Source organism: Maribacter corallii (genome assembly GCF_047345415.1).
Classification (GTDB): Bacteria; Bacteroidota; Bacteroidia; order Flavobacteriales; family Flavobacteriaceae; genus Maribacter_C.
Genome location: NZ_JBLFEP010000003.1, coordinates 652,216 through 678,601, shown reverse-complemented (window position 1 = coordinate 678,601; position 26,386 = coordinate 652,216). Strand labels below are relative to the sequence as shown.

The 26,386-nt window shown below is 40.3% G+C and carries 24 protein-coding genes; 8 read left to right on the top strand and 16 right to left on the bottom strand.

The window, feature by feature from the left end; genetic code table 11:
• Positions 1 to 153 precede the first annotated feature (153 nt).
• Positions 154 to 1,074, bottom strand: coding sequence for a helix-turn-helix domain-containing protein (locus ACKWCA_RS12880; RefSeq protein ID WP_413978614.1), 921 nt, complete (start codon positions 1,072 to 1,074; stop codon positions 154 to 156).
• A gap of 576 nt (positions 1,075 to 1,650) precedes the next feature.
• Here ACKWCA_RS12880 and ACKWCA_RS12875 point away from each other — a divergent pair.
• Together ACKWCA_RS12875 and ACKWCA_RS12870 are read left to right on the top strand one after the other, a co-directional pair.
• A complete protein-coding gene (locus ACKWCA_RS12875; RefSeq protein ID WP_413978613.1) occupies positions 1,651 to 2,259 on the top strand; it encodes a helix-turn-helix transcriptional regulator in 609 nt (202 codons plus the stop codon).
• A gap of 72 nt (positions 2,260 to 2,331) precedes the next feature.
• Positions 2,332 to 3,831, top strand: a complete 1,500-nt coding sequence (locus ACKWCA_RS12870; RefSeq protein ID WP_413978612.1) for a S41 family peptidase — start codon at positions 2,332 to 2,334, stop codon at positions 3,829 to 3,831.
• A gap of 55 nt (positions 3,832 to 3,886) precedes the next feature.
• Here ACKWCA_RS12870 and ACKWCA_RS12865 read toward each other — a convergent pair whose 3' ends face one another.
• The 11 genes from ACKWCA_RS12865 to ACKWCA_RS12815 form a co-directional block, all read right to left on the bottom strand.
• Entirely contained in the window at positions 3,887 to 4,660 is a 774-nt protein-coding gene (locus ACKWCA_RS12865; protein ID WP_413978611.1) for a 3-keto-disaccharide hydrolase, read from the bottom strand.
• Between the two features lie 326 nt (positions 4,661 to 4,986).
• Complete coding sequence (locus tag ACKWCA_RS12860) at positions 4,987 to 5,661, bottom strand: ZIP family metal transporter (protein WP_413978610.1); 675 nt, start codon at positions 5,659 to 5,661, stop codon at positions 4,987 to 4,989.
• A gap of 235 nt (positions 5,662 to 5,896) precedes the next feature.
• The gene (locus ACKWCA_RS12855) at positions 5,897 to 6,976 is read right to left on the bottom strand and encodes a zinc-dependent alcohol dehydrogenase (protein WP_413978609.1); all 1,080 of its coding nucleotides are present in this window, start codon (positions 6,974 to 6,976) and stop codon (positions 5,897 to 5,899) included.
• A 188-nt stretch (positions 6,977 to 7,164) separates the two neighbouring features.
• Positions 7,165 to 7,740 carry a Crp/Fnr family transcriptional regulator gene (locus tag ACKWCA_RS12850; RefSeq protein ID WP_413978608.1) on the bottom strand — a complete coding sequence of 192 codons (576 nt, stop codon included), beginning with the start codon at positions 7,738 to 7,740 and terminating at the stop codon, positions 7,165 to 7,167.
• Positions 7,741 to 7,851: 111 nt separating this feature from the next.
• A complete protein-coding gene (locus tag ACKWCA_RS12845) occupies positions 7,852 to 9,174 on the bottom strand; it encodes an aminotransferase class I/II-fold pyridoxal phosphate-dependent enzyme (RefSeq protein WP_413978607.1) in 1,323 nt (440 codons plus the stop codon).
• 277 nt (positions 9,175 to 9,451) lie between these two features.
• Positions 9,452 to 10,237, bottom strand: coding sequence for a hypothetical protein (locus tag ACKWCA_RS12840; protein ID WP_413978606.1), 786 nt, complete (start codon positions 10,235 to 10,237; stop codon positions 9,452 to 9,454).
• 45 nt (positions 10,238 to 10,282) lie between these two features.
• Positions 10,283 to 10,726, bottom strand: a complete 444-nt coding sequence (locus ACKWCA_RS12835) for a nuclear transport factor 2 family protein (protein ID WP_413978605.1) — start codon at positions 10,724 to 10,726, stop codon at positions 10,283 to 10,285.
• Between the two features lie 19 nt (positions 10,727 to 10,745).
• Positions 10,746 to 11,141, bottom strand: coding sequence for a nuclear transport factor 2 family protein (locus ACKWCA_RS12830; protein WP_413978604.1), 396 nt, complete (start codon positions 11,139 to 11,141; stop codon positions 10,746 to 10,748).
• Between the two features lie 126 nt (positions 11,142 to 11,267).
• Positions 11,268 to 12,272, bottom strand: a complete 1,005-nt coding sequence (gene ahr, locus ACKWCA_RS12825) for an NADPH-dependent aldehyde reductase Ahr (RefSeq protein WP_413978603.1) — start codon at positions 12,270 to 12,272, stop codon at positions 11,268 to 11,270.
• Positions 12,273 to 12,331: 59 nt separating this feature from the next.
• Complete coding sequence (locus ACKWCA_RS12820; RefSeq protein ID WP_413978602.1) at positions 12,332 to 12,910, bottom strand: TetR/AcrR family transcriptional regulator; 579 nt, start codon at positions 12,908 to 12,910, stop codon at positions 12,332 to 12,334.
• 161 nt (positions 12,911 to 13,071) lie between these two features.
• Positions 13,072 to 13,932 carry a LamG-like jellyroll fold domain-containing protein gene (locus ACKWCA_RS12815; protein ID WP_413978601.1) on the bottom strand — a complete coding sequence of 287 codons (861 nt, stop codon included), beginning with the start codon at positions 13,930 to 13,932 and terminating at the stop codon, positions 13,072 to 13,074.
• A 149-nt stretch (positions 13,933 to 14,081) separates the two neighbouring features.
• Between ACKWCA_RS12815 and ACKWCA_RS12810 the strand changes: the two genes are divergently transcribed.
• Complete coding sequence (locus ACKWCA_RS12810) at positions 14,082 to 14,972, top strand: LysR family transcriptional regulator (RefSeq protein WP_413978600.1); 891 nt, start codon at positions 14,082 to 14,084, stop codon at positions 14,970 to 14,972.
• Between the two features lie 134 nt (positions 14,973 to 15,106).
• On the opposite strand, the gene ACKWCA_RS12805 is transcribed toward ACKWCA_RS12810, so the two are convergent.
• The 4 genes from ACKWCA_RS12805 to ACKWCA_RS12790 all read right to left on the bottom strand — a co-directional run bounded on the left by ACKWCA_RS12805 (position 15,107) and on the right by ACKWCA_RS12790 (position 20,684).
• Positions 15,107 to 16,789: a leucine-rich repeat domain-containing protein gene (locus ACKWCA_RS12805; RefSeq protein WP_413978599.1), complete on the bottom strand. Its 1,683-nt coding sequence runs from the start codon at positions 16,787 to 16,789 to the stop codon at positions 15,107 to 15,109.
• Between the two features lie 229 nt (positions 16,790 to 17,018).
• Entirely contained in the window at positions 17,019 to 18,158 is a 1,140-nt protein-coding gene (locus tag ACKWCA_RS12800) for a hypothetical protein (RefSeq protein WP_413978598.1), read from the bottom strand.
• A 116-nt stretch (positions 18,159 to 18,274) separates the two neighbouring features.
• Positions 18,275 to 19,429: an NAD-dependent epimerase/dehydratase family protein gene (locus ACKWCA_RS12795; protein ID WP_413978597.1), complete on the bottom strand. Its 1,155-nt coding sequence runs from the start codon at positions 19,427 to 19,429 to the stop codon at positions 18,275 to 18,277.
• Positions 19,430 to 19,634: 205 nt separating this feature from the next.
• Positions 19,635 to 20,684: a helix-turn-helix domain-containing protein gene (locus ACKWCA_RS12790; protein WP_413978596.1), complete on the bottom strand. Its 1,050-nt coding sequence runs from the start codon at positions 20,682 to 20,684 to the stop codon at positions 19,635 to 19,637.
• Positions 20,685 to 20,841: 157 nt separating this feature from the next.
• Here ACKWCA_RS12790 and ACKWCA_RS12785 point away from each other — a divergent pair, with 157 nt between their 5' ends.
• The 5 genes from ACKWCA_RS12785 (at position 20,842) to ACKWCA_RS12765 (ending at position 26,386) form a co-directional block, all read left to right on the top strand.
• Positions 20,842 to 21,486 (top strand): hypothetical protein, encoded by a 645-nt coding sequence (locus ACKWCA_RS12785; RefSeq protein ID WP_413978595.1) that lies wholly within the window; start codon positions 20,842 to 20,844, stop codon positions 21,484 to 21,486.
• On the top strand, positions 21,486 to 22,532 hold the full coding sequence (locus ACKWCA_RS12780; RefSeq protein ID WP_413978594.1) for an alpha/beta fold hydrolase: 1,047 nt from the start codon (positions 21,486 to 21,488) through the stop codon (positions 22,530 to 22,532). The genes ACKWCA_RS12785 and ACKWCA_RS12780 overlap by 1 nt, the downstream gene beginning before the upstream one ends.
• Positions 22,533 to 22,652: 120 nt before the next feature.
• On the top strand, positions 22,653 to 22,955 hold the full coding sequence (locus ACKWCA_RS12775) for a hypothetical protein (protein ID WP_413978593.1): 303 nt from the start codon (positions 22,653 to 22,655) through the stop codon (positions 22,953 to 22,955).
• A gap of 238 nt (positions 22,956 to 23,193) precedes the next feature.
• The gene (locus tag ACKWCA_RS12770; protein ID WP_413978592.1) at positions 23,194 to 23,883 is read left to right on the top strand and encodes an ABC transporter ATP-binding protein; all 690 of its coding nucleotides are present in this window, start codon (positions 23,194 to 23,196) and stop codon (positions 23,881 to 23,883) included.
• A gap of 4 nt (positions 23,884 to 23,887) precedes the next feature.
• Positions 23,888 to 26,386 (top strand): TonB-dependent siderophore receptor, encoded by a 2,499-nt coding sequence (locus ACKWCA_RS12765; protein ID WP_413978591.1) that lies wholly within the window; start codon positions 23,888 to 23,890, stop codon positions 26,384 to 26,386.

Genomic DNA, 26,386 nt, shown 5'->3' with positions numbered 1-26,386 from the left:
GTCGGTTTTCTGATTTTCCTTACTGATAAACAGGGTTAGTATTACTATCGCACTTTTAAGCGATACATGAGGTGGTTAGTTAAACTTCATCTTCTTTATTCGAAGACAAAATAAACGCATACCTAACAGAAAAAATTGGAGAATTGGGACATGCTAATCTGTTTTGAATGTCCAATAGGTGCCATTGTTGCTGATATTACGAATTGAAGAGAAGAATTTACTTGGATTTAGACCGGTAATTGACTTGAAATGATTTATAAAATCCGATTGGTCGTAGTATTCATTATCATAAGCAACGTGACTTAACTCCGGCTTGGTAATGGCTTCTTCATAAAACAATAGCGCCTTCCTAAATTTTACCACCGATTTAAATTCTTCCACGGAAAAACACAAATGCTTTTTAAACAATCGCAACAGTGTTTTTCTGCTTATCAATAGGTGGTCTGCCAATTCTTGGATTTTAGGCATTTTGGAAGAGTTAAAAATTAAATCAATAGCTTTTTGAACACGTTCGTCTTCAAATTCTTTGAAGTGATTTTTAAAAAAAGAGTCCAATAAATTTCTTTTGTCGGCCAAACTAGGCGCGTTAAATACCAAGCTTGAAGTGCTTAAAAAATCATTGCCGAAATAGTCGAAATGAGAAGCGCTTTTATTCTGCACCAATTTATGTAAGGGTTGATCAATGAAGTGGTTGATGCCTAACGGGTGAAAAACAACTCCTATTTTATTAAATACACCTCTTAATCTTACCTCTTTACTTGTTTTATTATTTATGGTTAGAATGACTTCTTTTGCATCGGATTGTATGGGCAAATACGTCTTTCCATTTTCATTCCACTGTATTTTCACCTGGCTATATACATTGAGCGCTACTAAATAATGGGGGTGGTATACAATGTCCTTACTGAAATGCGCGTCTTTCGATTCGTGGAAATAGTAATAAGCAATGTGTTTTGTTACGTCTTTATCCTGCGGCACTATTGTTTTAAATGTATCCATTACCCAATCGAAATACCTCAATAATACAATATATTTAAGACTATAGCTGTGGTCATGAAAAAATAGTACGGCCATTTAAGAAGTTGGGCTACAATACATTCAAGTAGCAAAAGCCCGCTATTCCCCATACCTGCCTTAGGTTTGTAAAGCACTCCCCTACCCTTCAGTCGGCTTTGAGACTATCTTAGGGTTTATATAGTGAATGATGATCTACCTCTATTTGCTTGTATATTGGTCGTAATGGAAAAAAACTCCACCGCAAGATTACCTCAATTTAGAAATTATCGGGCAACTTTTTAGAAAAACGATGCGTCTATGATTATAGCTACTGATTTTAGTAAACATCAGCAAATCTACTTTGTTCTATTGAGGGTCGAATGCTTAGGTTGCTCCATACCTTGACAGACACAATTTGAAAGATCAACATAAATTGAATTAAGAATACAACTTTTAAACATGGGAGGTAATGGAATTGTGCTTGCAGAAGGAAGGTATACTGGGAGGTTAAAGCATGTAATTGAAACCAATCATTTTATAGTTTCAATCACAAACTATTTATCCACTGGGTGCAATAATATATTGCATAGTCACAAAAATCCGCACCTATGTTTCTTGTACCAGGGTCTCGACATTGAATGCAAAAAAAATTTAGTGCCCTATCAAAGATCAGCTGGAGATTTGTATTATTATAGGGCAGGCGAAAATCATAAAACGATTCGTACATTAAAAGATTCCAAAAACATCAATGTCGAATTTAAAAGTAATGCATTAAAATACCTGACCCCCCCATTCGATATCGACTTGGAAAACAAAAACCCGACGCTCAAACTCAATGTTATAAAAATGCTTGGAGAGCTCTTAACGAATGATACGACATCGGCCGATTCCCTTGAGCTTATTGGTTTTGAATTATTAAAACCCGACAAGGGAGCACAACGTCATAAAAAACCCCAGTGGGTAACACAGTTGGATGACTATTTGAACGATCATTGGGCGAATGATTTTTCTTTGATTGAACTTGCCAAGGCGATAGGGGTTCATCCGATAACAATTTCCAAAAACTTTCGCAAACACTATTCCTGCACATATGGTGAGTACAGGCGCATGTTGAAAATCCAAAACAGTATCCCATTGGTGAAAAACCGTCACATCTCCCTTGCTCAAATCGCTTATGAATGTGGGTTTTCTGATCAAAGTCATTTTATAAGGAACTTTAAAAAATATTCAAGTTTTCTCCCAAAAGATTTTAGGCGTCTATAAATCTGGCTACTGGCTAAGTCTATTCTATTTTGGATGGATTTTCATCTTTAGTTTTGCTTCAAACGATTTGTCATGAAGTACGTATTAATTCCGATGATCCTCTTTTCTATTTTAAATTGTTCTACCCCAAAAAAGAACGATAGCATTAATGGCTATTGGATGCAAGAAGGATATGGGGTCTATCTTGAAATTTCAGATTCTATCTACAAAATGTATGATGTCACTGAAATGTCTTGTCAGCCTTCAGCTTCAGGATCCATAAACAATTGGTCCGACTCGCTAAGTACATTATTGGATTTATACAATATCTCAAGCGTAAATTCACAATCTATGGTTCTTGAATATGGAATAACTTCCTATAAATTCAATAAACTTAGCGCCCCCTTAAAGCGGTGTGATTCACCGATAATCGAATCTACGGACCCCAAGTTAAACTTTGATGTTTTTTGGCACACTTTTAAAGAAAACTATGCTTACTCGAAGATAAGAAAGGTTGATTGGGATATGCTCTACGAGGAAAACATTCCCTTAATTACCAAAGAAACTTCCCAAGTCGAGTTATTTGGCTATATCGCGGAAATACTTGATGCCATAAAAGACGAACATATTAGCCTTAGAGTGCCTGACAGCATTTCGAATGCCTACTTGGCCATTAGGGTACCTCCCGAACAACAAGAAAATCCCTCGGAAAATTTGCATAAAGGAAATATCCCGGAGAAGAACGTTACTTACAAAGACCCTCGATCTAAGGCCATGAAAAGGGTTATGGAGCTATTTCCTGAAACAAAATTTAAATCGTACCATAAAGATTTAATCAGATGGGGAAAGCTCAATAATAGTATTGGTTATATCCAAATCAATGGCTTTAATGGCTTCTCCAAAGAGGTCGTCATAAATGATACCCTTGACCATGATGATTATTGGGAAAAGCATTGGCAACTAGTCTTTAAGGCTGTTGAAGATGGTAAAACACTTGGGCAATATCTTAGGGATGAGGTTAGTGGAATGAAAAGGATAAAGGAATCGATTTTATCGGAATTTTCGAAGAGTTCCGGTTTGATAATTGATTTAAGGTTTAATCCTGGTGGAACGGACAAGGTTGCCTTAGACTTTCTGTCGAGTTTTACAAAAGGTGAGAAAAAAGCATTCACAAAAAGAGTTTGGAACAAAGGCGAAAGTAGCTTTGAGAGTTCGGTATTTATTCCTGAGTCTCCAAGAGAATATGACGGGCAGGTTGTGGTTTTAACGAGCCCCCAAACGGGTAGTTCTGCAGAGACTTTCGTCCTTGCCTCACAACAACTTCCCAATTTTACGTTAGTGGGTTCTAATACCATGGGTATTTTTTCTGATGTACTACAAAAAAGGCTTCCAAACGGCTGGAATTATGGTCTGTCCAATGAGATTTATCAAACGGATAGTGGAGAGAATTACGAGTATACGGGTATTCCACCTCACCATAAAATCGAGTATTCCAGAAACTGGTACCACTTTCATAAATCAATAATTGAGTTGACGGATAGTGATCCGGCTATTGATTTATCTTTGGCTATTCTCGGGAAGAGATTGAACTAAAAAACTACCCCCTTACATTCAAACGAGCAATGTGGTCGTCTAACGACCCTATTCTTTATAGTTCCCGGATTTTCATATTACGGAACCAAGACTCAAAGTACCAGTTCTGTAGCGCAATCCTCCCCTGGGTCGCCTTCCCGAAACCAGGAGCGTCCTTAAAACCGGAATTGGCAATTTTGGTTCGCCAAGCGGGTGATTTTAGATCTTCTTCAGCGGTCAGTTTGCCATTGAGGTAGAATTGAATTTTTCCTGCTTGTTGCACTATTCGAGTGGTATTCCATTGACCTGTAGGTTTGGCGGCTACCTGATTTACTTGTGGGGATAACCCCCAAAGACAGCCGGGCCGTTTCAAAGGGGTTTTCGTATCCATATGCTCGGGTTCCAAGAGTTGGTATTCCGGTCCTGTCTGATAGGTAGCCGTATATTCCGGGGACTCCTGAACATTGATGAAAACACCTCCGTTTCCTCTGAGCGCCATTTGCCAATCAAAGACTAGCTCGTAATTTTCAAATTCCTTATCGGTCACCAAATCCCCAAAAACCTTGGTTTCATCAGTAGCATTACAATAAAGGACGCCCTTGCGTACTTCCCAGGCCGAAAATCGGGTGGAGTCCGAGTTGTTGAAAAGATGCCAGCCGTTAAGCGTCTTACCATCAAAGAGCAGTTCCCAACCCTGTTTCTTTTCGATATCGAGTAATTGGTTATGTACCTTATTTTTTATGGCGAGTTCTTTGGAGCGTTCAATCTGGAATTTTTCTTTGGATTCCGTTCTACAGGAGATTCCAATGAGGAGGATGGTCAGCACTAGGATAAGGGAAGTTCGAATCATGTCACGCTATCTATGGCAATCGGTTACTAGTTAGGTTCTGGTTCCAAAATCTTTGGAGCTTCTAAAATAGCAATATAAGGCAACACCCCCTATTTTTTTCTCTATTCATGCAAGGAATCCCGCTGAGGTCTATTCTTATAAGATGTTCCAATGAATCTAGGGAATGGGTTTCAATCCCTTTTTCAGGAAAAAAATCTGAGGAAGACGAAGTGCCTATTTGACCTTCCCTTTTTTAGGAGTAGTGCAGTTATTGAATTGAGAATCAATTTTTAAAGCTGGTTTGAAATCCTTACCATAACTATCCGGATACTTTTTTTGAGTACATGTTAGATAAAATGGGCCATTGTAATACCCAAGCATATTACTGCTAGATTCGATAAATCGAACTTGTGCCCTTTACTCGTTTCAAATAGCGTAGTTGCCCCCATATGCAAAAAAATACCGGTCATAAGTGCGTTCACAATATCTAGATATTCAGTAGCTAAGATGGTGTTATTGGATATATAGGTGCCCAAGGGGGTCATTGCCGTAAATACTAGCAAGAAACCGATAATTTGAGCTTTACTGTAGTTAGATTGAAATAAAAATGTGGTTAATAATGCCGCTACAGGAATTTTATGAATCAGTACACCATAGACCATATTATTATGTTCGTGTATTGGAAAACCTTCTAAAAAGCTATGGACACAAAGGCTTGTGAACAGTACCCATGGAAAACCCATATCTTTTTGGTGTATGTGGTCATGGTCATGCTCAGCCCCTTTTGAGAAAAATTCCAGAACAAGCTGTAATAAGATGCCGCACATGATAAAAAGTACGGTGTGTGGAGTATCCAAATGATGATATACTTCCGGCAATAGATCAAAAAGTGCTAGTGCCAATAGAAACGCACCACTAAATGATAGTAATAGTTTAGTACCTATTGATTTTTGCTTTTTGGTGATAAAAGCAATACCAACACCAATACTAATGGCAATAATTGGAAGTAAATACGTATTCATGAAGACATTATTTAAACGATACTAAAACGTTCAGACGTGTTAGAAGACTATTTTTAGGCCCTTAGTTATTGACTTTATCGTTTTTTGGGATTGTTCCTTACGCGCGTTGTTAAAAGAAAGGATAGGGTTAAGAAGTAAGATTTTCTAAGGTGAATAGGTGTCGAAAAGGACTTGAAAAAAGTCTTTTTCGACACCTCAACTTTATTTTTGAGTTTAAACTTCTACTGCAAAAGTATTAAGGGCGTAAGGCAACTTTAAGTGTTCCTGATGTACGATCTCGCATTAAATCATATCCTTTTTCCGCCTGCGACAATGGTATAATGTCAGTAAAAATCTTGCTAGGGTCGATGACACCTCTTTCCACTATAGGAAGTAATTTTTCCATGTACGCGGCTACATTTACAACACCGGTATGAATCGTTATATTTCTAAACAAAGCGGAAGAATAAGGCTGTTCAACTGGTTCATACAGATGACCGAACCCAAGCACACTTATCGATGCGCCAGCCTGCGTCATTTCCATACCTTGGGCAATCGCTGTTTTATTACCTACGGAATCGATAACAGAATTTGCACCTCTTCCCTCCGTAAGTGATTTTACGAAAGCCACGGGGTCTTCGTTTTTGGAATTTACCACGTGCGTTGCTCCAATAGTTTTCGCCAATTCCAATCGACTATCGTGACGCCCTACCAAAATGATAGTAGAGGGACCGAATAAAGTAGCCGCCATTACGGCGCTTAGCCCTACCGCACCATCACCGATAACCACCACAGTTTCTCCAGTTTTGATATTCGCATTTAATGCTCCGTGGTAGCCTGTAGCGAAGTTATCTCCTAAAGGAAGCACTTTGGTATCAAATTCATCTCCGGTCAAACCTTCAGGAAGTTTAAACAATGTAGAATCACCATAAGGAACACGTATAAATTCAGCTTGACCTCCTTGGATATCATCACCTCCATGCTCTGCAAAAAGTGGTGTTCCAAATAAACCACCATGTTCGCATGCCGAAGGCAAATCACGTTTGCAATAATAACACCCTCCATCGACAAACATAGCGGAAGCTACAACTCGGTCTCCAACCTTTAAGGTGTGGATACCTTTACCTACTTGGTCTACTACCCCCACAAATTCATGCCCTATTCGCATGCCTTCAAATAGACCCATTTCAGGTCCGTTTTGGGTAAATTCCAAATCTGCTCCGCAAACACCTGCAAGTGTAATACGTACGATAACATCATCGTCTTTTGCTAATTGAGGTTTGGGTAGATCCACCACCTCTATCTTTGCTCTTTCCTTGTATACTACTGCCTTCATATTGTTTTAATTTTTGTGTTTAAAAATCGTATTACGTTTTAAAGAAATATGGTTCGAATAAAACTTGTAACCGATGCATCAACTAGTTACATGACAAAGTTGCGTCATATGCGACGAGTGAAATATGATGTGTGTTAAGAAAAAAGCTTGACGAAGGTCAAGCCCTAAAATTGATTTAAATCAATTTTTTAGGACTTCGAACGGATTCTACTGATAGATTCAGGAGAAATACCTAAATAGGAAGCTAAGACGTACTGTGGCACTCTATTGGCAATTTGAGGATATGTATTGACATAGTCCCAATAGCGCTCTTCCGAGGTTTTACTAATATTGGTAATGACTCTTTGGTTGGAATGGGACAGGGCTTTTTCTATGTACAGCCTAAAGTATTGACATAAGGAATGTATTCTTCCACAGAGCTCCTCTACATCGTCATATTTCATTTGTATAATAATAGAGTCCTCCAGCGCTTCGGCAAAATATTCGGCGGGAGTTCTATTGAGATAACTGTGAAAGTCCGTGAAAAACCAATCTTCTACTCCGATACTTACCGTATGTTCTTTTCCAAGGTCATCTAAATAAAAAACGCGTACCGCACCTTTTACGATATAGTTTCGATATTCCGATACGAAGCCAGGCTGAATGATAAACTGTCTTTTCTTTACCCTAGTGGTTTTCAATATTGAAGTAAACTCGGCTATTTCTCGCTCCGATAATTCAACATATCTGGCTATGTGATCCAATATCTCCTTGTACTTACCCATCGATTTTTTTAACGATTGATCTCGGTTTGGGTCAAAACCCATTGCTTCGGTCCATCCAAGAAACAATATAGTCGAACTTGAAGATAACCTTTTTCACCAATATGGAGCTGTTCAATTGGTGCGCCCCGATAAATAGGTGGTTATACGTTCCATTGCTACCTTGAGATGGGCAAAGGGTACGGCCGTAAAAACTATTCGAAACCATCCCTTTTTTTCATGTCCGAAGCCACCTCCCGGGGTCAGGAGCACTCCCGCATGGTGATAAATGTCCAACCAGAGCCGCTCTTGTCCGTAATCGCTATCCTCAACGAGGTATTTGGAAAAATCCGCCCAAACGAAAAAACTTCCCTCACTAGGTACATATGGAATTTCATTCTTTCTTAAATGTGCTACCATTAGTTTATAGCTTCCGGTAAGGCGTTTTTGATTCTCCAAAATATAGGTGTCGATAAAACGGGTGTCCTTTAACAACTCCCCAAGGACCCATTGGGTCATATTAGAGACGAGGTGTGGAACATTTGCATTTTCAAAGCCTTTCATAAAGTTTTTGTTCAAGGAATGTACGACACCTATCCGTAGGCCCGACATCGAAAAATCCTTGGAAAACCCATACCATAAATGCAGGAAGTCATTATCCATTTCGTGCATTATCTTGGCAAATGAGACGTAGCTCCTTCCAGCTGGGTAATCGGCTTTAAGATTCTGATCTCGGATGTCTATAAGTGAAAGCCCATAGATTTCATTAACAATCATGTGAACCTCGTGCTGAATACACCAATGTGCCAATGCCCTTAACTCCTTTTCGGTATACCTGCTCCCGGTCGGATTGTCGGGGGAAGTGACCAATAAAATTTTAAAAACCTTTCCCTGATTGTTGAGTTCATTCCAAGTACTATCCAATGAATCCGTTGTCACCGGTGCTTCGGAACCAAAGTTTTGGAGAGCATCATTGGTCTGAAGATCATAGCGCTCCATTCCGCTCTTAATGCCCATATCGTTGGTGTACATCGGATATGAAGGTGCTGGAATAACAACCACATCACCTGGATTGGCAATCAAAAAAGAACTCACTTCAATGATTGCGGAGGCTCCCGCGGAGAGGCCTATGGAATCCGGCATAATGGGAACCTTGCAAAGGTACCGCTCCATAAACTCCGCAACTACCTTTCTTACCTCGATGTTGCCCAATAGGGCGGTATATTTGAGCGTCCAATCCGGAATTTCGTTGTGCCTGATGATCGAACTCAACTGCCCCTTCATTTCCGAGGTCATCAATTGGTTTTCGGCAATGTTCAGAGGAAATGCCCCGTTGGGGTTTTCCTCTGGGTTATATAGGTTTTGGGCCGCCTCCATGAAAATTTCAAAATCAATCCGTGCTGGATTCGAAGCTAGTTTAGCTCCTCTATCCGCTAGATTTCCTAGGGTGCCGCTCATGCTATTATAATGTTCATTTTCATTGGATTAGAATTCTGTTCAATTTACCGAATTAGACCGGTAGATAAACGTTTAAAGGGTTTGTTTTTTAAAAAAAGAAAGCCCGAACACGATTAACTCTATTTCGGGCATATTCCTGTAGCTATACATTTTTACCCAAACCCGGCCGGAGTAATAAAACACCTATTGTGGAAGGCATTAAATCGATTTTACCTCAAGTCAGGTTTGAGTAGAACTTTTAATTTATGAGTGAATGGTAACAATAGAGTTACTATTATTAATTCTGAATGTTGTCTAAATTGTACCCATTATTAAATTTTATATTTTTAGAGAACTGTTCAGTCCAAGATTCCTTCGTTACATTTCCATCCCAATCGGAAGGTGCATATTTGCGGTATGTACTTAAATAGATACCATCTATTTCCTCATACTTCACTTTCACTAGATTGGGTTCGGTAAGGCCAAATCCGGTAGCATTATATAGAAACTGATCTACTCTATAGGTGTCAGGGTTGATATACAAAATATACCGATCCTTGCTTGATTCACCTATATTATGCCCAAAGCCCATCTCAACCACCTTATAAGCTATCCCATCTACATTTCTCGAGGGCAATAGTTTGTGATTCACACCTGGGTCCGACAACTTGAACATCATGGTGAACCAATAGTAGTTTGTTTTTCTGAAGATATGACCAAGAAAGGCCGGTTGTTCTGCGGTAATAGGTTTTCCATCCATTTTTGAAACAGAATTGTTGCCATCAAAGAACTGAGTATATTTTTTGCCAGGCATTTGGGGGAGGACATAAACCTGTCTCTTTGTATACTCGGCATAAGAGACTTCTCCCCTAAAGATGTACCGTTCTTTAGAAACATCTGCTAGATTGTTCTCCTTAACTTTAAATATATAATCATAGGACACGTCTTTTAATCTGTATAACGCCTTCTTACCACCATTGGCTTCCACTACTTTGGCAATCAATTCTTTGGCTTCCTGTGCTTGGGCTGTTCCTAAAGAAGTGATTAGCACAAATGAGACGATTTTAAAAATTATTTTCTTCATGATAAAGTGTTTTTTCAATTTTACGTTGTTTTATAAAGATTATGATTAATTATTCGAATGTGAATCGTAAACCTTGCCACTGATTTTCCATTTCCCATTCTCCTTGTAAAGGACAAAGAAGTCGGTAAAGCGGAATCCGCCCCAGTTATAAAATTCAACTTTGGCCGCTGCTGCTGGTCCTGAAATATCGATCCATGCAATATGATGCTTTACATCTTCGGAAGGGCCGCCTTCATCGACAATACCTTCAAATTGGTCCGCGGTGACATTGTATACTGTTCCATCCGCGGAACCAACAACATGGGCATGGCCGTAAAATGCCGAACGGCTTAGCTTGCCATCACCCGTCCTGGCACTTTCAATATAGGGCTGTAGCGCTTTTTCTACTTCTTTGTACTCATCAAAGCTCTGTTTTTCATGAACCGTTCCCTTTTGTGCTAGCGCGTTAAAAGTGATGAGGGAAAACAACAATATACTTATGGTCTTCATTTGACTCGATTTTTATGGGTTAATTATTTGCGTGTGAATCGTAGACCTTGCCACTGAGTTTCCATACCCCGTTCTCTTTGTAAAGGACAAAGAAATCGGTGAACCTAAGTCCGCCCCAATCAATAAACTCTACCTTGGCAGCTGCAGCTGGACCAGAGATATCTATCCATGCGATATGGCTTTTTACATTCGGCGATGCACCGCCTTCGGTTACCGCTCCCTCAAATTCGTCAGCTGTCATATTATATAGCCGCCCTCCTATAGAACCTAAGATATGGGCATGGTCATAGAATGCCGTACGACTAAATTTACCATCTCCTGACTTTGCGCTATCGATATAGATTTGTAGCGCCTTCTCGACTTCCTTGTATTCATTGAAGTTTTGAACTTCATCTGCTTTTGTTTCTTTTGTCATTTCTGTACTTGTTTTCATTTCTGATTTACTTATTTATTATTGTTTTGATATATATATTAGAACGTTCGTATATTACATCATAAGAATTGTACTATACAAGATTTATTGGTAACTATCCAATAGGTTTTAATTTTTAAGGACTATTCGAAAACGTGCCTTACCTGCCTTAAGATGCTCCATAGCCTCATTTACTTCTCTCATAGGAAATTCTTCCACAGTCGGATAGATATCGTGTCTTGCACAGAATTCGAGCATTGTTTTGGTCAGTTCAGGACTTCCGACGGTACTACCCCCAACCGTCTTATCTCCTGAAATCAAGCTAAAAGCGGGTATTTTCATAGGTTCCAATACGGCCCCCACCGTATGTAGTTTTCCTTTTTTTGTAAGTGCCGATAAATAGGCATCCCAATCCAAGTCAACATTTGTGGTATTCAAGATAAATTTTAGTTTTCCCCGCACCGTTTCCAATTCTTTTGGGTCTCTGGAGTTGATGACCTTGGTCGCTCCCATAGCCAATATTTCCTCTGTTTTATTCGGATTTGAAGAAAAGGCAACGATCTCACATCCCCAGGCCTTTAAAAACTTCAATGCCAAGTGTCCAAGTCCTCCAATCCCGATTACCCCCACGGAATCCGTAGGCTGAACACCAGCAATTACGATGGGGTTGAATACGGTAGCGCCGCCACAGAACAATGGACCTACTTTACTTGAATCCATTCCTTCAGGAATAGGAATGGCCCATGACCAATGTCCACGGACATGGTCGGCGAATCCACCATGCCTGCCAACAATCGTCTGTTCGGCGGTATCGCACATATTGTGGTCCCCGCTCATACAACTGGAGCAACTCATACAGGAGCCCGAAAACCAGCCCATACCCACGGTTTGGCCTACGCTTACATTTTTCACGGCGCTTCCGACAGCAATCACCTCCCCTACTATTTCGTGACCTGGAACCAAAGGGTATTCGGTCATGCCCCATTCGTTGTTGATCATACTCAAGTCTGAGTGGCAAATCCCACAATAGGTAACTTTTACATCAACCTCCTCTACTCCAATTTGGCCTAATTCATAAGTGTACGGTATCAGTTTGCCGTTTTGTTCTTGAACCGCATATGCATTTACTTTCATTGTGTTTCTGTTTATTGTATTGATATTAGAACGTTCGTATATTAATTATTAAAAAAATATCAACCCTTAAGTAACTTCATCATAAAGGACATGAACACTCGGTAGGATTCAACCTTACCGGAAGCCTTCATTCGGGTCATCACCCCCTGTCTGCTGGTCAAAAAGAATACTGCCATTTCGTTCGCTTCAAAACTTTTGGAAAAATCACCATTATCTTGCCCTGCTTTGAAAAACCGGCTAAATATTTCTTGCCACTTTTCATAATTACCGTCGACTACTTTTTGAATGACCTCATTCTGCCCAGCAATTTCGCTGGTCAGGCTTCCCATCATACAACCTTCCTTACATTCCGTTGCCTCCAACCGCTCCAATTCCTCATTGAAGACGATTTCTAAACGGGTTGTAAAGGGCATATCACTTTCCAGCAACCTTCCGGCAAAGTACGCCCCAACCTTCTCCCCATAATGTTCCAATACTTTGGCGGCAAAGTCTTCCTTGCTCCTGAAATAGTAGTAGAAGGAACCACTCGGAATCTCAGCGTTTTCCAAAAACTCCCTAAGACCAAGACTATGATACCCTTTCTGGCTCAAAATCTTTACCCCGGTCTCTAAAGCTCTATCAATATTCTCTTTTTTCATTTTACTATTCGAACAGTCGTATATTGTTTTAGGTACTTACAAATTATATTATTTTTTTTCATGGCATACTTCCCATTATGCGCTAAAGTAAAAGTCTGCGATTTCGATAGTCCGGAAAATACCGAATTCAACAAATTAGGTTGCCCTGTCCCTGCATTGTGTTAATTACTTATGAAACTTTTTAGTCCATTTTTTAATTCGAAAACAGTCTTTACCTCCTTAGAATTTAAGGGCTTGTCAAAAACAGCTAGTTCATCCATTAAGCCAATATAGCCCAAGCCCAGCATAATTTTCCCATTTTCGGCGTCCCAGGTAAAGGGATCATTAATGTCTTTTATTTCACCAATGAACGCGCCGTTTAAATATAATTTGAATTCGGATTTTGTTTTTGTATTAACCTCTGAAAAAACAATAACTACATGGGTCCATGTGTTAGACTGAAATGGAGATGGATCTACCGTAACCGTACGCTTTTCCCAATCCGTTTCATCGCTATCATTATTCGGATCCCAGACCGCAATATCCCCCATGGCACCCAGTCTAAACCTTCTTGGGCTATGATCGGTAAAATCTACCCATAAGCCGGCATCGCTCCATTTGGAATCCGTAATGCAAATGGGGTCACAATAGTGGGGTGCCAATTCTTTGTTGGGATCCAGTCGCAACCAAAAGGATATCGTACCACTCCAGGAGGTACTATTGTATCCCACATTTTTATAGGCCTTATAAAAAACAGCGGACGTTTTTGCTTCTTTAAAGTGAAGTGCATCACCTATTAGCCCCTCGTTTTTAGCTAAGATAACATTGGGGTCGGTTAAGCCGACCTGCGCGCTCGCTGCATTTTTATAGTTTTCAGCGGTATAGATCATTCCGTCACCAACGGATACATCTGCAGTAAGTTTTCCATCGAAAGAACTGTAAAAAAGGAGGTGATCCTGTAATGGTTCGTTTTGTGAAAAAGAAACACCCAGACCTAAAAAAAAGAGCACGCTAGCTGCAGACAACAGTATTTTTGTTTTCATAAGTTTCAATTCAAGTTTCGAACAGTAGTGTTTCTATAAAAATAACAAGAATCATATCATATCCACGGTTCTGAAAATGAAATACCTCAAATGCTAGTTGAAATAATTTCAATTACGACCTATAGGGTGAGTACCTTATCTTTGGATGTATGGAACTCAAGTATTTCAGGCTCATAAAAACAATCGCTGAAGAAGGTAGTATTGCCAATTCTACGGAACGTCTCTTTTTAACACAGTCCGCTTTGAGTCATCAATTACGTGAATTGGAGGAACGTTTAGGGTTCAAAGTATTCAAGAGAACAAGAAATAAATGGGAGTTGACGCAGGAAGGTACCGAACTATATAAACTAGCGAATAAACTATTCAGTTCTATTGATGAGGGTTTTAGTAACATTAAGCATATAACGGAAGGTTCGAAAGGGGGGATCAAGTTAAGTGCCGAATGTCAATCGTTTTTCCATTCCATTCCTTCATTTATCCAAAAAATGGGGATTCTATATCCTGAGATCGACATCGAAGTAAGTCTTGGGGCAACCCATCAGACGATATCACAAGTATTGTCCAATGACATTGATGTGGCCATCGTAACATCGGAACCTGAATCAGATGAACTCACAAGTGTACAAGTTTTTAAGGATGAGATTTTTGCTATTATGCATACGGAACATGTACTGAATAACTTGGATTATTTAGATGCAAGTCATTTTGGAAACGTTCATTTATTGATCAACTCTTTTCCTTTAGAAGGCGTGGCGGTCTACCAACAGTTTCTAAAACCGAACAGAATACATCCGACCAAGATATCCGCAATTCCTTTTACGGAAATTACATTGTCAATGATACAGGCGAATATGGGGATTATGTGTGCTCCAAAATGGCAATTAAGTGCGTTTAAAATATCAAGTGAGCTGGTATTTAAACGTATTGGCAAGAATGGTCTCAAACGAAACCACTACTTGGTCGTTAAAAAAGAACATCGAAATAGAAAGTACATACACGATTTCATATCGAGTTTTGAAGAGGATTTTTTAGAGGTATGATCTATCTCACGAAATAGCTATGACCTGAGATCAAGACACTCCACTGCCATGAGAGATAGGTCAATGCAATTACCGATGTAAGTATCAAAAGGTTCGCAACGTCTTCATTAGAGCAAGATAATCTCCACTCCTACTTAATTTCCGATAAAAGCCCAATCATAATCCAGAACCAATTCATTGAGCTTGGCAATGGTAGTATTCGCTAATTGCTCCGTTCCAGGGTTGCTCGTGTAGTTGATAAATCCATTAGAAATCGTATTCACAACGGCTTGGTCGTACACTTGTGAAATGATTTGATCTAGTGAAGTACCATCGAATTGATTGCCGTTGATTTGTAGATCAAATACTTCCGGGTTGTTGGTGGTATCCAGACTCGACAGATCATTATTCCCAATAATCAGACGCTCCAAAAGCGGATTTGTTGATAGATCGATTTCCGTTAGCATATTATTCTCAATATATAGATCGCGCAATTTTTGATTTGCGGATAGGTCAATGCTGGTGAGCAGGTTTGTATACAAATCGACTCGGACCAATTCAGCATTGTTGGAGAGGTCGATTGAAGTTAGGTTATTGGCTCCTACATTGATTTCCATTAAAGCCAGATTTGACGAAATATCGATGTTCGATAGTGTATTATCTGCAAGGTCGAACCGCTCTAATACCATATTACTGGAGAAATCAATGCTGCCAAGATTATTTTCCCGCGCTAGGACTACTTTTAGTTTTGTATTAGTTGACACATCTATTGTAGAGATCTGGTTGCCGTCGACCCAAAGGAATTCTAAATTCGGATTTTGCGATATGTTGATCTCGGTTAACGCATTGTATCGCAACCAAACGGATTTCAAATTAGGATTATCGGTAAAATCCAAGCTTGTGACTTGATTGTAACCCAGCCCTAAGAATTCTAGTGCTTTGTTTTCGGAGGTATTCAGACCGGTCAATTGTCCCAGATACAATTGACAAGATTTGAGCAATATCAACTTATCGATGTCTATTTCCGTAAGATGACTTTCGAAGTTGTTCTCTTGATTACTACCAAAATCCAAGAGTTCTATGGCTTCTATGGCTCCGCTCACGGTAATCGTAAAGACCCCGTTCTCCGTGTAGTCGTGCGAAATCGTATTTTCAATACCTGAATTGTTTATCGTTGAAACATATTCATCAATTGTACCATCGCCCCAATCTACAAGATAGGTGGACCCCGTAATTGACTTTAAATTTAAAACCTTTGTTGTAGCGGCCTCGGAATCATCAACAGTCATGCTAAAAAAATCGGTATTTTCGGGAAATGTCAACGTTAATCCCGTATACCCAAAATCAACGGAAGTATAGCCGGCGGCACCGATGTTTTCCGCAACAGTCACCTTCGTTTCGTCAGGCGAGATCGTAAAATCAAAAGGTAAGGGACTACTCGCAAATTGGGCCAAAACTGAATTTTCTTGGGGCGCCAGCGAAATGAGTACCTCATTTTCGTCGGTCACTATGAATTCGGTTAAGGCATATGTCCCCTCCGCTAAAGGTACTTCAGCCGTGATATAACTCTCATTTGATTTCGTCAGCGCCAACTTTTCCCTAACAAATATCGAGCTACCATCACTATCATTGATGCTGATCAAGGCAAATGCAGGTTCCAGATTCTTTTGGGTACCCTCTAAAACCGTTTTTGCGGAAAGGGCTTTTGTAGCTATGCGAAAAACGTGCTTCCCTTCCTTTACTACCACTTCATTGTCTATCGGCGGAATGGGATCGTTATCGGAAGAACAGGAAATGACGTAAAGAGACGCAAAAAGAATATAGAACAGTTTTTTCATCGAATAAGGCTACTTCTACTATTGGAATACAAAGGTATAACGTAAAAGGAATGAGCAAAGTATGACATTCAAAATAGTACTGGCAATTCTAGAGTCGAACTAATAGGTTTGGTCAAGATGAAGATGGGATGGACAATCGCATATCCACCCATAGGTAACACTCTCTCGTGTTCTTATCTAAGCCAAAGAATTAAAGAAAGTGAGGATAAGATCGAGACACGACCCATAGTTACCCCTTCATGTAGGCATAAAACCCATCGCCACTATAATTACCTCCTTCAACCAATACCAAGATTCTATTTTTCCCTTTTCGAAGTGCTATCGGAAGACCGTTTCCAGCATGTGCTTCTTCTTGAAAAGCATCAAACCAGGCGTGGCGTTGTTTTTCAATCACCCCAACATAGGTTGAATTGACCCAAACATGTAAGGTATTCAAAGAACTAAATTGAATTTCCGTTTGTGTTTGCTTTTCCGAATCGATTTCAGTTGAGAAATAAGCGAGTTTTTCATCCGTAGCGTATCTGCAGACCTTTCCCGCTACTAGACAACCTCGAGGATCTGTAGTAACATCAGACCAAGCATATTCTTGCCCGTCCATAACAATAGGAACATCTTCCTTGGATTTTTCTGCCTCAGCAATACGTGTACTGAACGGCCCTAAAGCGTTCCAATCATTGATCATCGTGTCGCGGTGATAGGTAATCGCGTCAGATGCTGTTGCATAACTAAAGCCTTCGATTTGCTTAACGGAAATATCGTCTAACCATACCTCGCCACCTACCAGTCGAGGCTTAAATCCTATTTTCCCTTTGGAATATTCAAAATACTTGAAAATGACCTTGGGCCGGTCCATATCCGCAACGTAAAAATGACATTCCGAGCCAATGATTTCCGCTTTGAAGGAAAACCATTGATTGACCTTTATTGCTGCGTTCTCGGCCAATGGTGTTTTGTATTCTTCGTACAAGGCCCTTGAAGCATTACCATCACGATGCGGGTTTACACGAATATAACTTCCTTTACCTTTGATATAGATGCACCCGAAATCAGTTCGATCGTTCTCCTGATAATTGTAAACAAGGCCTAAATAATCATGCTGATCTGTCGGAAAGAGGGCCTGCCCCTCAATGACCACATTTTTCCAGGTATCCGAACCTTTGATCAGAACACTTTCCGCGGATTTATTTGGGGTCAGCTGAAGTACCGATCGATGAGCGATATCAGCAGTTTCGATGATTTGGGCAATGCCCGGCTCTTGGTATTCCCATTGTCCGAGGTCGGCTTCAAAATCGTCGTGGAACAGTTCTTGGCCGTAGATTCCGCTACTTAACATCAGAAAGAGAATTCCGGTAATTGGGATGTTGTTCATTACTTGGTTATTTAATTAACGAGAATGACAATGATAGGACATCGTGCGGAAAACAGGAAATTACTTCCGATACGTCAACGCACTCCCTTCGCATTCCTGACTACAATGTACTCAAATCAAAGGTTATTTTTAAGTTTCCACTTTTGAATAATAGCTTTCTCTTGATCTGCAGAATAGCACTTTATCGTGCCGTCTATCTGTTTTCCAAACCGCACATCATCTTTCGGGTATCTATGGATATATCCATTGATTTGGTCTGTTATCATATCCACCAAAGGTCTATGCACAAAACCGGCTTCAATCGACTTCTGTACATTGAAATAATAGGAACCTTTTGGTTGTGGCTTCCAGAACGGTACTACCTTATAGGGAATAAGTCCGTTTTCGATTAAAAAATCCCCATCGATCCAATACACTTTTTCCGGTTTTTTGGTGGCATGTATCAAACTGGAAACATAATCCTTAAATGGTGTGGGTTGACAAGCAACGTTGTACTCCCCAAAAATATTATCCGCTGCGCAGTGTAGCATGAAATCGACCATACTCCGTACATCGGTCATTTGTATGTGATGGTTCTCCACCTGGGGCAATAGAATTTCACCTCCCCTAAAAAAACGAATAGGCCAAAACGGTTCATCTATAATGTCTTTAGGATTGGCACTTCTAAAATCCCTCATGCCGTGAGATCGAAAGATAGTGTACTTATCCGTCCGTGCTCTAATGGCTTCTTCCGCCAATGTTTTTCGAATCGCATACCGATATTCTTCCGCTATTGTTTTTGGAAAACTAGGAAGAGGGTTCAAGGGCGCTGTCTCCGCATTGAATTTTGTATCCCATGTATCATATACGGAGACACTTGAAGTATATTGATAGTGTCCGACCTGTTCTTTAAACTCGTCCAGAAAGTCAGCAACCGCCTTTGGTGATTTTTGCCAAGTATCCACTACTATATCCCAATAGGTGCCCCTATACTTCTGGTCAATTGATTTTAGGCCCGATTTACCTTCTTTTTCCCTGTCACATACAATCAAGGGCAAATCACTGAACAGATGTGTATTGGTCTTATTACGATTGAGCAGCGTGACTTCATATCCATGCGCTAAGAGCGATTGTACGATTGAAGGTCCGAGAAAACCTCTTCCACCCAAAACTAATGCTGTCTTTTTTGCAATGATAGGAGAAACGTTATTTTGGCTCAAAGCTTCGTGTGGATCAATAAGAAGCATTGTGGAAGCTGCCCCTAAGCTCTTGAGAAATTTTCTTTTTTTCATTTTTTACAGGTCCATTAAAATTAGTTTCCATTTGGTTATCGGTGTTATAAGAAGGGGTGAATCGGTAGAATTATTGGTTCCCAAGAACGGGTCCAGTTATTAGGTTCACGCTTTCTACTACTGTACCGAATGACTATTAGGGATATTCCCCTCGTTAATCCGTACCAAAGGAGCATCATTTTTTCGAGTATGGAATACCTCTTAATTAAGCCGTACTTATTTTTCTGATATATTGACCTGGGGTCAGACCCACGAATTTTTTGAAATTAGTGAAGAAAGATGATTTTGAACTGAAGCCACACTCGTAACCTATACCTTCCATGGTATACTCTAATGTGGTATGTTGCTTTATTTTTTCGAGAGCGTCCTCGATTCTTCTTTGATTGATCAAATTATAAAAATTCGTATGCATCTCGGCATTCAGTATCTGTGAGAGATGGTGCTTGGCAATACCCAACAAACTGGCCAGTTCTTCCAGAGAAAAATCAGGATTTAGATACGGTTTTTCAGTCTCGAAAATATGTTCGATGTCTATTTTTACCTTTTCAATATCATATGCTTTGAGCGGGCTCGTTCTGTACTTCTTCGCGTCTTTATGGGGTAATGTTATCGGTTGGTACAAGGTGCCATACCGAAGACCGAAAAAACCGATGATGATGATCAGTACCACATATCGTGCAGTATCCCAGAATCTGAAATACGGAATACCCATTGAAAGTTCCAATAGCATTCGGAGTATGCTGATTCCAGCACTCAGTAGGAACAGTATGGCGATAGCCCGAATCCATGGATTATGTTGAACATAGCCCAGTTTCGCGTTAGGTTTTGCGGGAACTACGATCAGTACATAAACCGGATATGCTATAAGCGATACGAGTTTTGGCCACAGAACAATGGTCACCCAGGCAGTCTGTAGTCTATCTAAAAAAAAACTACTCAATACCAAAAACAGTACGAAGGGCAAGAAGTGGATACAATCAAGTTTTGTGAAAACCTTCTTTTGTAAGCTTTTTACATAAAAGAAGAACAAGGGCCCATGTAAGAAACTCATATTTAATATAAGCGCTTCCTGTAATGCGAAATGAAGAACTCCTTTACTCAGTACAAGCAATAGATGTATGAAAAAAACCAAAAACCAAGCCGCCAATAGCCAATCATGTTCTTTGTGTTTCCGTTTGAAGAAGATCAGAATTGCGAACAATAGCGATTGAACGGCACCAATACCTGCGGCCAATAATGTGAAATAGTTATCCATGGAAATTTATACGGCTTCGCCTTTCAATAGGATAAAGATAAAATTCAAAATGTAATGATCTGAGTATATTTTATCTATTCCTTAAGTTTTAATTACATCCGCCTTAACAGTCAATCCTGTTTTAGAAAGATAGCTTTGCTTCCACTGAACCACCACTATGCGACTAAAGCTATCACTCCTCTTACTTTTCCTATGTCCATTTTTCAATACGGGTTACGGTCAAGAAACAACAAAAAAGGAAGCGACGAACACCCAACTCCCCCAACATTTTTTTGACAGAACCGAATTCAAGGTGGGGTACACCGGCACTATTTTTTGGGCCAATGGATTAAATTTGGGAGCAGAGTACCTCTTAAAGGAAAAGCGTAAAACCAAAGACAGAAAACGAGGCGAAAGAACAAATACGCATCAGTTTCTGTTAAACGGCAATCTAGCATTCACCACCAATTTTGCGAACAAAACAGATACTGGGCTCTTGACTAACGTTGGACTTATCTGGAGAAGGACCAATAAGAAAGGGAAACAATTCAGTATTGCGGTCAATCCACTGGGATATTATCGTTCCTTCTTACCGAAAACCTATGAAGTAAATGGAGATGCAGTAGGTAAAGTGTTTTTACCTGGAAGAGGGTATTACGCCCCTTCCCTATCCGTAGGTATCGGTAAACAACGAAAAGGCAAAAGGCTAACTGGCCGGTACTTAAATGTCAACTTCATGCTTCGTACCCCTTACAACGCCGGGGCATTGCCATCATTTTCCTTACAGTACGGGTTTCGGTTTCACTTAAAAAAGAAGAAGTAATGTGTAGTTATATATGGAATGCCTGGAAGGTCGTATTTGTTTTACTCGGAGGTATTGTTCTCTTTTCTTGTTCACAGGATAATGTAGATCTTGACCAGCTTGACGAGACTTTTTTTGTACGTCATAAGAATGCCGATATGCCGGCCTACGTCAAGGGAAATGGAACTGACAAAGTATTTCTAGTTACCTTACACGGTGGTCCTGGTGGCTTGGGATTGGGTTTTCAAGGGCCTGCATTTGATCAAATAGAAGAAGACTATGCTGTGGTGTACTTCGATCAACGGGGTTCCGGGATGTCACAGGGAAATTATGCCGAAGATGACGTTGACATTGATTTGATGGCCGAAGATGTTCTGGCATTGGTAAAAGTCCTAAAACAGCGTTATGGCAATGATACACGTTTCTTTTTATTAGGCCATAGCTGGGGCGGTGCTTTAGGTCCCGCGACCTTATTGAAAAATCAAAGCGACTTTTTGGGATGGATCGACGTCAATGGCAGCCATGATCCCAAAGGCCTCTACTTTGAATATATCCGTAATTTTGAACGTATTGCCGCGGAACAAATTGAATTGGAAAATAGTATCGCGTTCTGGGAGTCGGTTTATGGAGTATTGAGTGAGGTCGATCCAAATACGGTCAACCTTGATGATTTTAATCGATTGAATCGGACCGCTTTTGATGCGGAACTCCGGCTAAGAGACGATGCTATCATCAACGATCCAGGAAACGGAGGGGTTAAGGTTTCCGATTATAACCCGCTGACCTTTCTCTGGAACATACAGAAAATTCAATCCATCCTTGACGATGATACGATCGGAAAACTATCCTTCACGGACAGGCTTCCCGAAATTACCATTCCCTCTTTGATTCTTTGGGGACGGTATGATATGGTCGTGCCACCGTTTTACGCCCAAGAAGCGTATGAAAACCTGGGTTCTGAAGAAAAGACCTTAGTGATTTTTGAACGATCGGGGCATGCACCCATGTTTACTGAAGCCGATGGATTTGCAAAAGAGGTGCTGCGATTCATAGATCAACATAAATGATGTTTATGATCACCCCATACCAATGGGAAGGTTTCTATTAAGATTTAACAAGGACCAGATGACGTAAATCCGTTTAAAATGTCTCGATAATTCAAATTATTGCATATTTTTACGGTTGCGATGAAAATCAGTAAGCCGAATATTGCGCTTTTCTACATCGCCTTGATCGTTTTGTTCAAGGTGGCCGGCTTACATGTATTTGCCTCACATAATGACGACCTTGACGCACAACATTGTGAGGTCTGTCACATCACCACTGCGGTCAGTTTTACACCGCTTCTTGAAGCGGATACGGCGGTTGTATCGCATACGGAGTATTTTTTCTCAGAGCAAAAAATCAATGGTATAGCCCCTGATAGTGTTTTTAATAACACGTATCTACTGAGTTATCGCTTCACCCGACCTCCACCAACATTCTCATAGTCCATTTTGTATCGCATACCATCCCATATTGAGGGATCGGTGTATTCAATTCATACCATACTTGTTTTGGGGGTTCCTTTTGTATAAAGGTTCATCAAGGCGTATTGTATAGCATACATTTTGGACTATAGCCTTTTTCGGGCCCCGTCTTCAACACGTTTAATCTCCCACGCAGTGCTAACTATAGTAACAGTGGGTATTTGTGCGATTCATAGTCAATTTTAAATCATTACATGTTATGCTAAAAGCAACAAACATTGTTAAGTCCTACAATGGAAAGGTGGCCTTAAAAGATGTCTCTTTTGAGGTATCCAAAGGCGAAATATTTTGCCTCTTAGGTCAAAATGGCGCCGGAAAAACAACGACCATAAATATTTTTCTAGGTTTTATCAAAAAGGATAGTGGACAAGCCTTTATAGGTGATAAAGAGGTGGGTATCGATGACACCAATCAACTCACGGCCTACATTCCAGAAACGGTACAACTCTATGGTAACCTTAGTGGCATAGAGAACCTGGACTTCTTTAGCCGTCTGGCCGGATTCAAATACACGACCCCTGAGTTAGAGGCTTTTTTAGCTAAAACCGGCCTGCAATCAGATGCGCAACATCAAAGATTGGCTTCATATTCCAAAGGTATGCGACAGAAAGTCGGTATTGCCGTGGCATTGGCCAAAAACGCCGAAGTCATCTTTATGGACGAGCCTACTTCAGGTTTAGATCCAAAAGCCACTTCTGAATTCACAAAAATCTGCAAAGAATTGGCCGAAATGGGCAAGGTCATATTCATGGCAACCCATGATATCTTCAATGCCGTAGAGTTAGGCACTACTATCGGTATTATGAAAGAAGGCGTATTGGCACAGCGATTAAATGCCAATGAAATAGATGCAGGTCAACTAAATCAACTTTACCTAGAAACAATTTAAGATCATGAGAAACTATATTCCTATCATATTATTTTTAATTGCAATTCATACCTCATTTGGCCAAATAGCTGTCAAAGGGATGATTATTGACACGGATAGACAGCCTATTATGGGGGCGACCATTTCGTATACCAACCAAAACACCGGGGTTACCAATGGTACGGTATCCCAAGAGAATGGCAACTTTACTTTTGAACTTGCAGAAACCGGAAATTATCAGATTGAAGTAACCTATATCGGAATGCGGTCATTACGTCTACAAAACTCATTCGACCAAGCACGGCCCTATGATTTGGGCACATTGGTATTAGAAGAGAGCGTGGAGCGATTACAATCGGTGGAAGTCGTGGGCCGGGCCCGAACGGATTACAATAGTGACTACTCCTTCTCCGCTACCAAAGTGGCCATCAAGAACAAAGAATTGCCACAGGCGATTACTTCGGTAACCAAGGAATTAATTGCGGACCGTCTTGCCTTTCAATTACCGGATGCCGTTAAAACAGTCAGTAATGTTACGGTTACGGGCCTATACAATCATTATAACATTCGTGGTATCACACAGGGTGACGATGGTCAAGTCTTGAATGGTATGCGTACACGTCAATATTACTTTCTACAACCAATTACTTCGCATTTAGAGCGTGTTGAGGTAATAAAAGGCCCATCGTCGGTTACTTTTTCCAGTGCCGACCCAGGGGGAACTGTAAATATGGTTACGAAGAAACCCCTAAGAGAAAAACGAAGTGAGATTTCAGCAACAACAGGTAGTTTCGGAACCCTAAGGGCCACCGCCGATTTCACGGGACCACTAAACGAATCAAAAACACTGTTATATCGTTTTAATGCAGCGTTCCAAGAAGCAGATTCATTTCGGGATGTCGTAAACAATAATGCTATTTTGTTTTCTCCATCTTTAAGTTATATCCCAAATGAAAATACATCACTAAATGTAGAAATGATCTACAGCAACGCTGAAGGGAATTTAGATAGAGGTCAGCCTATTTTTGGTGCCATTAATGGTGAATTTGATTTGAACAGTACCCCAATTACAAGAAATGTGGGCGCGTCAAACGACCATTACAAAAACAAAGAGTTTATTTTCATGGCCAATTTTAGTAAAAAATTTACTGAGAACTTTGGTTTTAATGCCCAGTTCATGAAACAAACTTGGGATGAAGATCTAGCCGAACACAGGGTTGATGGTACGGCAGTTGATATTGATGGCAATGTGATTCCTACACTGGCAAGGCTGCGATATGATCAAAGACAACAATTTTGGGAAACCGATAATTTTAGCACCTATTTTACGTACGACATCAAAAAGGAAAAGTTTACCAACAAAATATTGGTTGGATATGATGGTACGCGTTGGGAAAGGAAAATTGGCGCGGGATTTCTACGTGCTAGAAGGTATTTAACAGTCAGCGGGGGGCAGTCTAATTTTGACCCAAGCAATCCGGACAATTTTCAACAAATGGTTGTAGATGGGGTAACGATGCCCGTACCCGCTGTTCCGCATTTTAATTTGGCAGACCCTTTTAACGGAGCGAGAAATACAACAAGTTACAACCTTGCTGAATTAACTATCCCAGCCAATTTAGCGACGTCAAGTGGTATCTATCTTCAAAACCAATTTAAGGTCGGAAAATTTTCGGCTTTAGTGAATTTACGATATGAATGGTTCACCGATATTTTTGATTATGAGGGCGATGAACAAGAGTTTAAGACCAATGCTTTTGTACCTAGACTAGGTCTAACATATGAAGTCACAAATAGTGTAAGTGCGTATGCAACTTATCTAGAAGGATTTCAACCACATACGAATACGGTTTCCTTGTCGCCAACGGCGGAAGGCTTCTTTTGGGCAGCCTCACCAAGTCGGTTTGACCCTTTGGAAAGTAGCTTGTTGGAAGTGGGTGCAAAAGGAGAGTTTTTAAACGGGAAAGTATTTGCCAACCTTGCTATTTTTAATATTACTCAAAAAAACATCCTATTGGGAGATACCTATGATTTGGATAACCTATCAACACGAGGTGAGCAAAGAAGTACAGGTTTTGAAATGGATATTTCCGGTTACATATCACCAAACTTTCAACTCACGGCGTCGTATGGTTTTGCAGATGCGGAAATCGTAGAAGATGCTATAGAAGATTTTATCGGAGAACCCATTGGAGGAGCTCCAAAGCATACTGCGAATTTTTGGGGACGTTATGATTTTAGGAATAAGACCTTAAAAGGCATTGGAATCGGTTTTGGTGCCCAATACGTAGATGAAAGATTTACCTGGTACAACCCTACTTATGACACCGACAGATTACTATTGCCAAGCTATACCGTATTTGATGCCGCGGTATACTACAGGCCAAATAATACAGGTATCCAATTGACACTTAAGTTGAACAATTTATTTGATGAGACGTATTGGTTAGGTGGTCTTAACCCATCTAGGTTAGGTCCAGGCGCCCCAAGAAATGTTCTGCTAAACGCCACTTATAAATTCTAA